The organism is Actinoplanes sp. NPDC051388 (assembly GCF_055586225.1).
In genome coordinates this window covers 110314-124041 of the sequence record NZ_JBVJIP010000009.1, presented here as the reverse complement: position 1 = coordinate 124041, position 13728 = coordinate 110314, and the positions used below count along the sequence as shown (strand labels likewise).

General features: G+C 71.1%; 11 protein-coding genes. 5 read left to right on the top strand and 6 right to left on the bottom strand.

Annotated features, from left to right (window positions below):
• Nucleotides 1–63 precede the first annotated feature (63 nt).
• Entirely contained in the window at nucleotides 64–1017 is a 954-nt protein-coding gene (locus ACZ6TI_RS23370) for a glycoside hydrolase family protein (RefSeq protein ID WP_465347243.1), read from the bottom strand.
• Nucleotides 1018–1148: 131 nt separating this feature from the next.
• Here ACZ6TI_RS23370 and ACZ6TI_RS23365 point away from each other — a divergent pair, with 131 nt between their 5' ends.
• Together ACZ6TI_RS23365 and ACZ6TI_RS23360 are read left to right on the top strand one after the other, a co-directional pair.
• Entirely contained in the window at nucleotides 1149–2912 is a 1764-nt protein-coding gene (locus ACZ6TI_RS23365) for an HSP90 family protein (RefSeq protein WP_465347242.1), read from the top strand.
• Nucleotides 2909–4849: a hypothetical protein gene (locus tag ACZ6TI_RS23360; protein WP_465347241.1), complete on the top strand. Its 1941-nt coding sequence runs from the start codon at nucleotides 2909–2911 to the stop codon at nucleotides 4847–4849. The genes ACZ6TI_RS23365 and ACZ6TI_RS23360 overlap by 4 nt, the downstream gene beginning before the upstream one ends.
• Here ACZ6TI_RS23360 and ACZ6TI_RS23355 read toward each other — a convergent pair.
• Complete coding sequence (locus ACZ6TI_RS23355) at nucleotides 4846–6285, bottom strand: helix-turn-helix domain-containing protein (RefSeq protein ID WP_465347240.1); 1440 nt, start codon at nucleotides 6283–6285, stop codon at nucleotides 4846–4848. The two genes, ACZ6TI_RS23360 and ACZ6TI_RS23355, sit on opposite strands and share 4 nt — an antisense overlap.
• Nucleotides 6286–6415: 130 nt before the next feature.
• On the opposite strand from ACZ6TI_RS23355, the gene aceA reads away from it, so the two are divergent.
• Together aceA and aceB are read left to right on the top strand one after the other, a co-directional pair.
• Complete coding sequence (gene aceA / locus ACZ6TI_RS23350) at nucleotides 6416–7705, top strand: isocitrate lyase (RefSeq protein WP_465347239.1); 1290 nt, start codon at nucleotides 6416–6418, stop codon at nucleotides 7703–7705.
• On the top strand, nucleotides 7705–9318 hold the full coding sequence (gene aceB / locus ACZ6TI_RS23345; protein ID WP_465347238.1) for a malate synthase A: 1614 nt from the start codon (nucleotides 7705–7707) through the stop codon (nucleotides 9316–9318). The genes aceA and aceB overlap by 1 nt, the downstream gene beginning before the upstream one ends.
• Here the strand turns inward: aceB and ACZ6TI_RS23340 are convergent.
• Both ACZ6TI_RS23340 and ACZ6TI_RS23335 read right to left on the bottom strand, forming a co-directional pair.
• On the bottom strand, nucleotides 9307–10779 hold the full coding sequence (locus ACZ6TI_RS23340) for a mannitol dehydrogenase family protein (protein WP_465347237.1): 1473 nt from the start codon (nucleotides 10777–10779) through the stop codon (nucleotides 9307–9309). The two genes, aceB and ACZ6TI_RS23340, sit on opposite strands and share 12 nt — an antisense overlap.
• A 346-nt stretch (nucleotides 10780–11125) precedes the next feature.
• Entirely contained in the window at nucleotides 11126–11908 is a 783-nt protein-coding gene (locus ACZ6TI_RS23335; RefSeq protein ID WP_465347236.1) for a class I SAM-dependent methyltransferase, read from the bottom strand.
• A gap of 48 nt (nucleotides 11909–11956) precedes the next feature.
• On the opposite strand from ACZ6TI_RS23335, the gene ACZ6TI_RS23330 reads away from it, so the two are divergent.
• Nucleotides 11957–12514 carry a helix-turn-helix domain-containing protein gene (locus ACZ6TI_RS23330; protein WP_465347235.1) on the top strand — a complete coding sequence of 186 codons (558 nt, stop codon included), beginning with the start codon at nucleotides 11957–11959 and terminating at the stop codon, nucleotides 12512–12514.
• A 12-nt stretch (nucleotides 12515–12526) separates the two neighbouring features.
• Here ACZ6TI_RS23330 and ACZ6TI_RS23325 read toward each other — a convergent pair whose 3' ends face one another.
• Nucleotides 12527–12892 (bottom strand): Mth938-like domain-containing protein, encoded by a 366-nt coding sequence (locus ACZ6TI_RS23325; RefSeq protein ID WP_465347234.1) that lies wholly within the window; start codon nucleotides 12890–12892, stop codon nucleotides 12527–12529.
• Nucleotides 12850–13626, bottom strand: coding sequence for a hypothetical protein (locus ACZ6TI_RS23320; protein ID WP_465347233.1), 777 nt, complete (start codon nucleotides 13624–13626; stop codon nucleotides 12850–12852). Before ACZ6TI_RS23320 ends, ACZ6TI_RS23325 begins: the two co-directional genes overlap by 43 nt.
• Nucleotides 13627–13728: the final 102 nt, after the last annotated feature.

Here is a 13728-nt window from a genome sequence, read left to right as displayed (position 1 = left end):
CAACATAAGTTAAGGTCTCTTAACAGTAAATAGACCCAGTGAAGTTTTTCGATGCGTGCGCGGCTAGACCGCCCGGGCGATGCAGATGCGGGCGTCCAGGCGTGGCCCGGCCTCGTAGAACATGTACTGCACCCCGCCGTCGGTGCCGAACGACGGAGCCGCCGCCCGGCCGTTGTCGCCGGCCGCCGGGCTGTACCAGACGCCCAGGTGGTTCTGGCGGTCGAACGCGTTGCCCACCTCCGTGATGCGCATCCTGCCGTCGCTGCCGTGATAGACGACGTAGGTGGTGTTGTTGCGCTTCACCAGCGACGGGCCGGAGATGTCGGTGACGCCGTCCGGTTCCGGGTCGACCAGGGCGGCAGGGCTGAACTGCCACTGATCCCAGCCGTTCGGGGACCAGCCGTAGAAGAGGCGGCGGCCGCTCTTCACCCCCATGAAGACCATCACGTAGCGGTTGCCGCGACCGGGCAGGGTGTGCTCGAAGACCCTCGCGTACGAGGTCTCCGAGGTGCCCGGGACCAGGCGGGTGCTCAGGATCGGGGTCTCGTCGCGGAAGGTCAGGCCGTCCGCCGACCGGGCCACCCGGGTGGTGAAGTTCTCGCCGTGGAAATAGCAGTAGAACTGCCGGGTGGGCGCGTCCCAGATCACGTGCGGCGACGACACGTGGCTCACGGTCGTGCTCGGCAGCACGTTGTCGATCACCGGGTTGGCCGGGAACTCGGTGAACGGGCCGTCCAGTGAGTTCGCGTAGGCCACGCAGATGCCGCCCGGGTTCTCGTGCGGGGCGTAATAGAGGTAGTAGCGGGCGCGGGGGTTCGCCAGCTTGTCGTAGACGCCGCGGATGCACGGGAAGATGAACTCGCCGGTCGGGTTGTAGCGCAGCGGCATCTGCAGCGCGTCGCGCAGATAGCGGTAGGTGGGCATGCCGCCGGGCAGAGCGGCGGCGGCAGGGGCGGCGGAGAGCGCGCCGGCGGCGGAAGCGACCGCGGCGGTCTTGAGGACGGTGCGCCGATTCATGGTGATCAACCTCCGGGTGGACGGGGGAGTTCACCGGACCGTAATGAGTAATAAGACGCTAATGGAAGCAGTAATTCGTATTAGCAGGAAGTGGGCGGACAGCTCGCCGGCCGGTCGCTACCATCTGCGCCGTGAGCTTCACCTTCCGGGTCGACCTGCGGGGCGTGGTCGACCTCCTGAGTCATCATCTCTACGCGACACCGCGGGTCTATGTGCGTGAGCTGCTGCAGAACGCCGTGGACGCGATCACCGCGCGGCGGCTCGGCGAGCCCGCGGCGCCCGGGGAGATCCGGTTCGAGCCGCGCGCGGACGGCACGCTGCTGGTGCACGACACCGGCATCGGGCTGTCCGAGGCCCAGGTGCACGAGCTGCTCGCCACCATCGGGCGCAGTTCCAAGCGCGACGATCTCGGTTTCGCCCGGCACGAGTTCCTCGGCCAGTTCGGCATCGGCCTGCTCTCCTGCTTCATGGTGGCCGACCGGATCCGGGTGGTGACCCGCTGCGGTGATCAGCCGACCGTGCTCTGGACCGGGCACAGCGACGGCCGCTACACCGTCGAACTGCCCGCCGAGCAGCGCGCCGAGCCGGGCACCACCGTCACCCTGGTGCCGCGGCCGGGCCAGGAGCACTGGCTGGTCGGCAAGGCGGTGCGCGAGCTCGCCACGCTCTACGGCTCGATGCTGCCGATCGGCGTACGGGTCGGCGACACCCCGGTGACCACCGGCCTGCCGCCCTGGGAGACCGCACCGGGCGAGTCCCCGGCGGCGCGGCGCGCGCGTCTCACCGAATACGCCCGCGAGGCATTCGGTTTCGCGCCGTTCGAGATCGTCGAGCTGTCCGCGCCGGAGGGCGGCGTCCGCGGTGTCGCGTTCGTGCTGCCCGCGCCGGCCAACCCGGCGGTCCGGGTCGCGCACCGGGTCTACCTGAAGCAGATGCTGCTCTCCGAGGGCATCGAGGGCCTGCTGCCGCCGTGGGCGTTCTTCGTCCGCTGCGTGGTCGACACGACCGAGCTGCGGCCGACCGCCAGCCGCGAGGCGCTCTACGAGGACAGCCTGCTCGAGCAGGTGCGCGAGACGCTGGGCGACGGGCTGCGTGGCTGGCTGGCCCGGCTCGGCGCCGGCGACCCGGCCCGGCTGCGCGACTTCCTCGGCGTGCACCACCTGGGCGTCAAGGCGCTCGCCGTGCACGACGACGAGATGCTGCGGCTGGTCTACCAGTGGTGGCCGTTCGAGACGAACGTCGGCCCGATGACCCTCGCCGAGTTCCACGACCGGTACGGCGTGGTCCGCTACACCGCGTCGCTGGACGAGTTCCGGCAGATGTCCGCGGTCGCCGCCGCCCAGCGGATCCCGCTGGTGAACGCGGGCTACGTGTACGACGCCGACCTGCTCGCCCGGCTGGACGAGGCGCCGGTGGAGGTGCTCTCCCCGGCCGACCTGACGCTGCGCCTCGACCATCTCGCGGAGGCCGACGCCGCCGCCGTGGCGCCGTTCGTCGCGCTCGCCCAGCGGATCCTCGACCGGCAGGGCGTCGAGGTGGTGGTGCGGTCGTTCGACCCGGCCAGCGTGCCCGCGCTCTATCTGCTCGACGGCGACACCGCGCTGCAGGGCGATCTGCGCCAGGCCCGCGGCGCGGCGGACGAGCTGTGGTCGTCGCTGTTCGACGCGTTCACCAGCGTCCAGGAGGACCGGCCGCAGCTGGTCTTCAACCACCGCAACCCGCTCGCCCGGCAGGCGATGACCGGCGGCGACGAGGAGCTGACCGGCTTCGCGGTGGAAGGGCTGTTCACGCACGCGTTGCTGCTCACCCGCCAGCCGCTGACCCCGGCCGCGACCGCCGCGTTCAACCAGTCGTTCCTGGGGCTGATCACCCGGGCGATGGGGAGCAGGCCATGAGCGACGACCTCCAGCAGATGCTCGACGCCGCCCACCGGCTGTCCGGCCAGGCCCGCTACGCGGCGCTGGACACGGTCTTCCGGCACGCGGACGCGGCGGGACGCACGGCGTTCGGCTTCCGCGCCCGGATGGGAGCGCACAGCGAGTTCCACCACAACGGCGAGTACGCCCGCGCGTTCCTCGCCTTCCAGTGGTGCCTGTCCACCTTCGACCGCCACCCCGAGGTCGCCGAGGCGCACGACGCCCACCAGCTGCTGTGGCGCTTCAAGTGGATCGTCTGGCAGCTCTCCCAGTTCTCCGCGGTGCCGCTGGACCGCACGAACGCGCTGCTCGACGACATGGCCCGCCGCTACCGGGAGGGTGGCCACAGCCCGCACGCCGTGCACCAGCACCGCGCGCTGATCGCCACCCATCTCGGCGACCTGGACGGCGCCGCGCACTGGTTCGCCCAGATGGAGACCGCCCGCCGCGACCCGCTCTCCGACTGCCCGGCCTGCGTGCCGACCAGCCAGGTCGAGTTCCTGGTCGCGCGCGGCGACTTCGAGGCGGCGGTGCGCACCGGCGCGCCCTATGCCGACGGGGGCTGCTCCGAGCAGCCGCACCAGATGCTCAGCCACCTCCTGCTCCCCTACCTGCGCACCGGCCGCACGGAGCAGGCGGTCGACGCGCATCGCAAGTCCTACCAACGGATCCGGGACAACCGCCACTACCTCGAGCTGATCGCCCTGCACGTGCAGTTCTGCGCGCTCACCGGCAACGCGGAGCACGGCCTGCCGATCGTCGAACGGCACCTGCCGTGGCTGGACCGCCCCGCCTCGCCCTATGCGGCGATGGAGTTCGCCTCGGCCGCCGCGCTGCTGCTGGGCGCCCTGCCTCCGGAGACACCGGTGCGCCGGCGCACGGACAGCGGCGACCGGCGCTGGCCATCCACCGCGGCCGACTCCGGCGCCGAGATGGCCGGGCTGGCCCGTGATCTGGCCGCCGCCTTCGACGCCCGAAACGGCAACGCGCACCAGAGCGGCCGGGTGTCGGCCCGGATGGCGGCCACTCCCCTGCTGCCGTCGCTGGCGCTCACCGTGTTCGCCGGACGGCCGATCGCCGATCACCCCGGCCGCACCGCCGTCGACAAGCTGATCGCCGAGGTCGCGGCGCTGACCGCGACCGGCGACCACCCCGCGGCCGCCCGCACCCGGCTCGACGTGGCCTACGCGCTGCGCAACGCCGGCCAGTGGGGCGACGCGACGGAGGCCGCCGAGGAGGCGATCCGCAGCCTCGACCGGGCCGGGCTGAACGCCGAGTCGCTGGCCGCCCGGCACCTGCTCATGGAGCTGTACGAGCGGGGCTGGCAGACCCGGCAGATGGCCACCGCCCTGATGGACGAGTTGCTGACGGCGGAGTCGTTGCCGCCGGGGCTGCCGTCCCGCCCGGCCCTGCTGGAACAGGCCGCGCAGATGATGGGCACCCGGCGGCCGAGGTCCGTCGCGCTGCTGACCGAGGCGGCCGAAGCACATCGGAGGTCCGGCGACGCCGAGGCCGAGATGCGGGTGCTGACCAGGCTGCTGCACCGGGAAGCGCCGGACGCGGCGGTCGCCCGGCTGGACGAGCTGGCCACCGAGGGTGCGCCGGTGACCACCGTCGTGACGCTGTGCAATGTGGACAACGCCGCGGGCCGGCACGAGGTGGCCCTGGCGCGGGCCCGGCGGCTGCGGGCGGACGAGCCGGCGGTGCGGTTGACGGCCGCCGCGGCCCTGCTGGGTCTGGGCCGGCCCGGCGAGGCCGAGGACGTGGCCCGGTCGGTGCTCGGCGACGACGACGAGCGGTGGTCGGCGATCCGCCTCGTCGCGCTGGCCATGCAGGCGGACGGCCGGGACCCGACCGCGTTCCTCGCGGAGTACCAGCTCGACCTGGAGGACCTCGAGGACGAGGACGACGATTAGGCCCGGCGCTCCAGGAACTCGTAGACGTCCTGGGCGTCGACGCCGGGGAACGTGCCCGGCGGCAGCGCGGCCAGCAGGTGCGAGTGCACCCGTGCGCTCGGCCAGGCGTGCCCGGCCCAGCGGTCCACCAGGGCGGCCGGCGGGCGGCGGCAGCACGACGGGTCCGGGCAGCGCGACACGGTGCGCCGGGTCGTGTCGCCGCCGCGGAACCAGCGCGCGTGCTCGAACGGCGTGCCGACGGTCACCGAGAACTCCCCCGACCGGGTCGACTCCACGTGCACGGTGCACCAGTACGTGCCGGCCACCGTGTCGGTGAACTGGTAGAAGCTCGAGTACGGGTCGTCCGCCGCGAAGACCGTGCGCGACGCCCAGCGGCGGCACACGTACTGGCCCTCGATCGCGCCGGTCACGTCGGACGGGAAGCGCACCTTGTCGTTCTCGTAGGCCTTGTAGACGACGCCGCTCTCGTGCACGCGGGTGAAGTGCACCGGGATGTCGAAGTGGTGCGTCGCGAGGTTGGTGAAACGGTGCGCCGCCGTCTCGTAGGACACCCCGAACGCGTCTCGGAAATCGTCGATCGCCAGCGCCCGGTCGGCCTTCGCCGCGCGCAGGAACTCGACCGCGAACTTCTCCGGCATCAGCAGCGCCGCGGCGAAGTAGTTCGCCTCCACCCGCTGGCGCAGGAAGTCGCCGTAGTCCGCCGGGTCGTTGTGCCCCAGCACGAAGTGCCCGAGCGTCTGCAGCACCACGGCCCGCGGATCGTGTCCCTTGCCGCTGGCCACCTGCGGCAGGAACACGCGGCGGTTGCGCAGGTCGGTGACCGAGCGTGTGGAGCCGGGCAGGTCCGGCACGTAGTGCAGGGTGAACCCGAGCTGCGCGGCGATGTCCAGGATGCCGCGCTGGGACAGCGGCCCGGTGGCGTGCCGCACCGACCGCAGCACCTTCTCGGCCGCCGCCTCGATCTCGGCGAAGTAGTTGTCCCGCTCGCGCATCTCCACCCGGAGCTGGGCGTTCGCCCGGCGCGCGACCTCCGGGGTGGCGCTCTGCTCGGTGAGCAGCCGGGTCAGCTCGCGATGCAGCCCGATCAGCGACTCCAGCGCATCGGCCGGCAGCCGCCGCCCGCCCTTCACCACCGGCAGGCCGAGCGACTCGTAGGTGGGCGAGCGCTGGAAGTGGGCCAGGTCGATCTCCAGTCCGGCGCGCCGCGACGGCGCCTCGGGGCGCAGCAGGTCCTGCATCGGCACGCCCAGCGCGCCGGCGATCGCCTGCAGCACCGACAGCTTGGGCTCACGCTTGCCGTTCTCGATCAGGGACAGCTGCGACGGCGCCCGGCCCACAGCGGCGCTGAGCTGGTCGAGCGTCATGTTCTTGGCCCGGCGGTGATGACGGAGGCGTTGCCCCAGCGTCACGAGGTCGACAGAAGGTGAAGCGGTCACGGGTTTGACGCTAACAGAAGAATCGCACTTCTTCTGCTCACATTTCCCTTCAGAGGGCCGGCAAGGAACCGCAAGAGTGAAGTTCTTCCACCGGCAAGGCGGAACACAGCAGGGAAGGGCAGGGGAAGTGATGACTGATCAGCTGACCGAAGTCAGGGGCGGTACCGCCGCGGACCTCACTCGGGCGTGGGCCGGCGATCCTCGTTGGCTGGGCGTCAAGCGTGACTACACCGCGCAGGACGTGGTGCGGCTCCGCGGCAGTCTGCAGGAGCGGCACACCCTCGCCGAGCGCGGCGCGGCCCGCCTCTGGGAGCTGCTGCACGACGAGGAGTACATCAACGCGCTGGGCGCGCTCACCGGCGGCCAGGCCGTGCAGATGGTGCGGGCCGGGCTCAAGGCCATCTACCTGTCCGGCTGGCAGGTGGCCGCGGACGCGAACCTGTCCGGGCACACCTACCCGGACCAGAGTCTCTACCCGGCGAACTCGGTGCCCGCGGTGGTGCGGCGGATCAACAACGCCCTGATGCGCGCGGACCAGATCGACACCGCCGCCGGCAAGCACGACCGCGACTGGTTCGCCCCGATCGTGGCCGACGCGGAGGCCGGCTTCGGCGGGCCGCTGAACGCGTTCGAGCTGATGAAGGCGATGATCGCGGCCGGCGCGGCGGGTGTGCACTGGGAGGACCAGCTGGCCTCCGAAAAGAAGTGCGGTCATCTGGGCGGCAAGGTGCTCATCCCGACCCAGCAGCACATCCGCACGCTGAACGCCGCCCGGCTGGCGGCCGACGTGCTCGGGGTCCCGTCGCTGGTCATCGCGCGTACCGATGCTCTGGCGGCCGATCTGCTCACCACCGACGTGGACGAGCGCGATCAGCCGTTCCTGACCGGCGACCGCACCGCGGAGGGCTTCTATCGGGTGCGGAGCGGGCCGGAGGCCGCGATCGCCCGGGGCGTCGCCTACGCCGATTACGCCGACCTGCTGTGGGTGGAGACCGGCAAGCCGGACCTGGAGTTCGCGCGGTCGTTCGCCGAGGCCGTGCACCAGGTGCACCCGGACAAGATGCTGGCCTACAACTGCTCGCCCTCGTTCAACTGGAAGAAGAACCTGGACGACGCCACGATCGCGCGGTTCCAGAAGGAGCTCGGCGCGATGGGCTACAAGTTCCAGTTCGTCACGCTGGCCGGCTTCCACGCGCTGAACCACTCGATGTTCGAGCTGGCCAAGGGCTACGCCGAAGACGGCATGAGCTCGTACGTCCGGTTGCAGGAGGCCGAGTTCGCCGCGGAGGCGGACGGCTACACCGCGACCAAGCACCAGGCCGAGGTCGGCACCGGCTACTTCGACGCCGTGTCGACCGCCCTGAACCCGGAGAGCTCCACCACGGCGCTGTCCGGCTCGACCGAGGCGGAGCAGTTCTGATGACCGGCATCGAGGAAATCGTCGTCACCGGCAGCACCGAAGGGCGCTTCTCCGAGATCCTGACCCCCGAGGCGATCGCGTTCGTGGTCCGGCTCGACCGGGAGTTCGGCGCACGGCGGGTGCAGCTGCTGGACCGGCGGCGGCGCCGGCGGGCGACCCGCACGACCGAGCTCGACTTCCTGGAGTCGACGCGGCACATCCGCGACGATCTGTCGTGGACGGTGGCACCGCCGAAGGACGACCTGATGGACCGGCGGGTGGAGATCACCGGGCCGCCCGAGCGCAAGATGACCATCAACGCGCTGAACTCGGGCGCCAAGGTGTGGATGGCCGACTTCGAGGACGCGCTGGCGCCGACCTGGGACAACATCATCAACGGGCAGCTCAACCTGCTGGACGCGCTCTCCTCTGAAATCAGCTACACGGCGCCCGACGGCAAGAAATACGAAGTCGAGGGTGAGCTGCCGACGATCATGGTGCGGCCGCGTGGGTGGCACCTGCCGGAGTGCCACGTCCGGATCGGCGGCCGGGCGGTCAGCGCCTCGCTGTTCGACTTCGGGATGTACCTCTTCCACTGCGCGCAGAAGCAGATCGACCGGGACAGCGGGCCGTACTTCTACCTGCCCAAGCTGGAGTCGCACCTCGAGGCGCGGCTGTGGAACGACGTGTTCGTGTTCGCCCAGGAGCAGCTCGGCATCGACCGGGGCACGATCCGCGCCACCGTGCTGATCGAGACCATCACGGCCGCGTTCGAGATGGACGAGATCCTCTACGAGCTGCGCGAGCACTCCGCGGGCCTGAACGCCGGCCGGTGGGACTACCTGTTCAGCATGATCAAGAACCGGCCGGACGTGGTGCTGCCCGAGCGCTCGCAGCTGACGATGACGGCGCCGTTCCTGCGGGCGTACACGGAATTGCTGGTCCGGACCTGTCACCGCCGGGCAGCGCACGCGATCGGCGGAATGGCCGCGGTCGTGCCCAGCCGCGACCCGGTGGCCGCGAAGCGGGCGCTGAACCAGGTGCGGCAGGACAAGCGGCGTGAGGTCGGCGACGGCTTCGACGGTTCCTGGGTGGCGCACCCCGGCCTGGTGGAGACCTGCCAGGAGGTGTTCGACCAGTGGCTCGGCTTCGAGCCGCACCAGATCGTGCGCCGTCGCGACGACGTGCGGGTGACCGCGGCGCAGTTGCTGGACGTGAAGCGCAACTACGGCGGCATCAGCGAGGTGGCGCTGCGCACGTCGGTCAGCGTGGCGCTGCGCTACATCGCGGCGTGGCTCGGCGGGCAGGGCGCGGTGGCGCTGAACGGCCTGATGGAGGACGCGGCCACGGCGGAGATCTGCCGCACCCAGCTGTGGCAGTGGATCTCGGCGGGCACCCCGACCGACTACGGCGTGCCGGTCACCGCCGGGTTGATCACCCGGATGCTGCGCGAGGAACTGGACGTGCTGGCCGAGACCGGCGCGCTCGACGAGGACGCGGCCCGGCGGTTCGGGCAGGCCCGCACCCTGCTGACCGTGCTCCTCACCGAGCGCACCTGCCCGGAGTTCCTGACCCTGCCGGCCTACCTGCGGCACATGTCCGCGGCGACCGCCAAGGTCGCGCTAGCCGCGTAAATCCTCCAGCGTCGCGCGCGCGCCCTTCTGATGCAGAGAGGCGAGCGCCGACGTGTACGCGGAGACGAACCGCTCGTTGTCAGCCAGATCGCCGAACAGGTCCCGGTTCTGGATGAACGCGAGCGGTTCGTCTTTCTGCCGGGCCGCCGTCTCCTTCAGGGTCGGCGCCAGCCGGTCGACCACCTCGATCGGCTCACCCTGCTCGTCCACGCCCTCGGCATAGCGAGCCCAGGACGCCACCACCGCGGTGGACCGCAGGATCTCGCCGCCGGACTCCAGGTTGTGCCGGATCACCGGGAGCAGCCACTTCGGGATGCGGTCCGAGCTCTCCGCGCACAGCCGGGCCACGGTGTCCTTGACCTGGGCGTTGGAGAAGCGGTCGATCAGCTGGTGCTTGTACTCGTCCAGGTCGATGCCGGGCACCGGCTCGAGCGTCGGGGTGGCCTCACGGTCCATGTAGGCCAGCAGGAACTCGGCGAACAGCGGGTCCTGCGCGACGTCGTGCACGAGGCGGTAGTCGGCCAGGTAGCCGAAGTAGCAGAGCGCCTGGTGGCTGGCGTTGAGCAGGCGGAGCTTCATCAGCTCGTACGGCTCGACGTCCGGCACCACCTGCACGCCGGCCTCCTCGAACGGCGGCCGCCCCTGGGTGAACGCGTCCTCCAGCGCCCACTGGGTGAACGGCTCGCAGACCACCGGCCACCCGTCCTCGATGCCATAGCGCTCCTTGACCAGCGCCCGGTCGTCGTCCGTGGTCACCGGCGTGATCCGGTCCACCATGCTGTTCGGGAACTCGACCGTGGTCTCCACCCACTTGCCCAGCTCGGGGTCCTTGAGGGTGGCGAACGCGACGAAGCTGCGCCGCGCCGCGTGCCCGTTGCCCTGGATGTTGTCGCAGCTCATGATCGTGAACGGCGTCTCGCCGTTCTGCCGTCTGCGCGCCAGCGCCTCGGTGATCAGGCCGAACGTCGTCCGCGGCGCGTTCCCGGGGGTCAGATCGTGTTGCACGTCCGGGTTGTCGGCGATGAAGTCACCGGTCACCGCATTGATGTTGTAACCACCCTCGGTCACGGTGAGTGACACGATCCTGGTGTCCGCGGAGGCCATCTTGGCGATCACCGCCTCCGGGTCGTCCGGCGCGAACAGATAGTGGCTGATCGACCCGATCACGCGCGGCTCGAAGGTGCCGTCGGGCGCCTTGACGACCAGCGTGTAGAGCCCGTCCTGCGCGTCCAGGACCTGCTGCATGCGCTTGTCGCCGGGCATCACGCCGACGCCGCAGATCGCCCAGTCGAGCGCCTTGCCGTCGTTCATCAGCCGGTCGAGATACATCGCCTCGTGCGCCCGGTGGAAGCCGCCCACCCCGAAGTGCACGATCCCGGTCCGCAAGGTGCTGCGGTCGTATCCCGGCCCGGGCACACCTTCAGGCAGGTTCTTGAGGTTACTGTCAGTGAGCGGCAACATCCCGTGTCCTCCCAGCGCTTCATTGCTGATGGGCGTCTACTCCCTCAGCATCGCACCAGACACCGAGGGTCACCGGGAAGCGGCTCTCAAGATCTTTTTTCCTACGCCCACACCAAACTCCCGCACCCACCGCCGATCCAGGCGCGGCGAGACCTCCGCGCCCGGCCGCCGGGCCGTGTCATCGCTGGTCGCGCTCACCCTGGCGCCGCGCATGCACGCCCGGCAGCGGCCGTGACAGCGCGCAACCCGGGCACGGCCGCTTCCCCGGCCCGCTTCCCCGGCCCGCTTCCCCGGCCGCGGATTGCCGGGGCCGCCAATTGCCGGGCGGCGGCTTGCCGGCCGCGGTCTAGTTCGGGCGTCGCGCCAGGGTGGCCGTGCGGACGGTGCGGATCCTGAGATCGTCGTTCTCGATGGCGGCAGCCAGCTCGCGCTCCACGGCCGCCAGATCGGCCGGATCCAGGCGCCCTTCCAGCCCGTGCCGCGCCCGCCCCAAGGCGATCTGTGCATAGCGGGCGGCACCGGCCGGCAGCGGCGACCGCAGATCGATCTCGAACCGCCGCTGGGAATCCAGCGCCAGCCCGGCCGCGACCAGCCGCGCCGACCAGTCCTCGTTCATGTGCATGCCGTGCTCGGCGCGCATCTTGGCCAGTTCCTCGTGGCAGCGCGCCTCCAGCCGCGACGCCGGCAGGAACGTCGGGAACGAGTCCAGCTCGGTGATCACGACGACCCCTCCGGGCCGGAGCGTGGCGAAGATCTGCGTCGCCGCATGTGCCGGGTCGGCCATGTGGTGCATGGACGCGGACGCCCACACCAGGTCCGCCGGTCCGATCGCCGGCCAGGCCTGGTCGAGGTCGGCCTGGACGGTGCGCACCCGGTCGGCCACGCCCGCGTCCGCGGCGCGCGCACCGAGGTGGGCCAGCATCTCCGGATCGACGTCCACGGCGGTGACGGTCGCGCCCGGGAGGCGGCGGGCCAGCGCCAGCGTGCCGGTGCCGCTGCCCGCCCCGAGGTCGACGACGGCCGGACGCGGCGGGACGGCCAGGGCGACCCAGGCGAACAGCTCGTCGTAGTACTCGTGCAGGACTTCGGCGTCGAGATCGAGCATCTCGGCCAGGTGAGAATGTGCCATGCGTCCGACCGTAGCCGGATCTTGCGCCAAGGGCATAGCATCTTGCGTATGAAGCAAGACGCGGATCTGGACGCCGTGGTCCGGCAGCGCATCCGGGGGCTGCGGGCGGCCCGCGGCTGGTCCCTCGACGAGCTGGCCGCCCGCTGCCATCTCAGCCCGTCGACGCTCAGCCGCATCGAGACCGGCCACCGGCGCATCGCGCTCGACCAGCTGACCCCGATCGCCCGCGCCCTCGGCAGCACGCTCGACCAGCTGGTGGAGTCGGCCGACGACGAGGACGTGGTGATCCGCCCGCACCGCAACGCCGCCCGCGGCACCACGACCTGGCTGCTGTCCCGCCAGGGCGGCATGACGGTCGCCAAGATGCGGATCACCCGCCCGGCGCCGGCCGACCTGCGCGTGCACCCCGGACGCGACTGGTTCACCGTGCTGTCCGGCACGGTCGTGCTCCGGCTGGGCGACCGCACCATCGCGGTCCGCACCGGCGAGGCCGCCGAGTTCTCCACGATGGTCCCGCACGCGTTCGGAGTCGAGGACGGCCCGGCCGAGATCCTCTGCATCCTCGACCACGAGGGCGAGCGCACCCACCTCGGCCCCGGCCACTGAGGCCCGCTCAGGTCAGCAGGTGGAGTGGAAGAGTCCGCCGACCGCGTGGTCCTCGGCCAGCTCGTTGTAGATCCGGACCGCCTCGCGGGTCTCCGCGACGTGCACGGTCACACCCCGCTCGCGCAGCTTGTCCACCGTGTCCGCCGAGACCTCGAGTCGCAGCTCCATGCCCCGGGACAGCACGATCTCGGCGGCGCCGTGCTCGATCAGCTCCTCGACGTCCGCCGGCTGGATCCCCGGGCTGTGCTCCATTCCGGTCTCGGACCAGTCCCAGGCCCGTCCCCCGCCGGGATGGAGCTTGAAGTCCTTCCCGGACCCGAGCCCGTCGACCTCCATCACACCCCAGGAGATCGAGAGAACCTTCGGCGACTTTCCCACCCGGCCCACATTACCGGCGCGACGAGGGCGACCGCGAAAGCGCCGCCGATCCCGAGCGGCACCAGCAGCACAGCGACCAGGAAGCAGAAGATCGCGAAGCCGACCAGCCCGCGAGCGACACCGATCAGGGTCCGGACCGCCGCGTCCGCGCCCTGCTGCGCCAGCACGAACGCGACCACCACGCTGATCGCGGTCGGGAAGGGCGCCAGCACCCCGGTCACCGCCGGCCCCGCCACCGCCGCGCTGCCGGTGACCACCAGCACCAGCGTCGCGGTTGCCACCGCCCGAGCCGGGAGATCCCACCACGGCAGCCGAAGGGACTCGAGGACGGCGCTGTCGTCGAGAGTGGACACCGCCCGATGCGCCAGCCAGGCCGCGACCAGCACCAGCGCGAGCCCCCCACCAGGCCCGACCACGAGCCGCGACAGCAGGAGATCGGCCGTCAGCGTCGCGGCCCACGAGACGAGCAGAGTCGCCGGCCACCCCCAGCGACGCCCCGCATGAGCGAACACCACCACGAAGAGCGCCAGCGAGACCAGCCCGAGAAGCGACGCCGACGCCGCGCGGGCACCGAACCGCACCCCCTGCTCGAGCGCGGTGATCAGCAGGATCGGCCCCGCAACGATCGGAAAGGCCACGAGCATCCCGGCGACCCGGGCTCCCCACCGCCGCCCGGCCAGCGAAGAACCCACCACCAGCACCGGCGCCAGCAGAAGCTTGAGCACCAGCGTCACCTGCACACCCTACCGAGTCTCGGAAGTTTCGGAGGATCTCAGGTATTGACGTAGGTCGAAGTCCGTCGCAGCATGTAGCAACGGGCTGGATGGGCCGCTGCC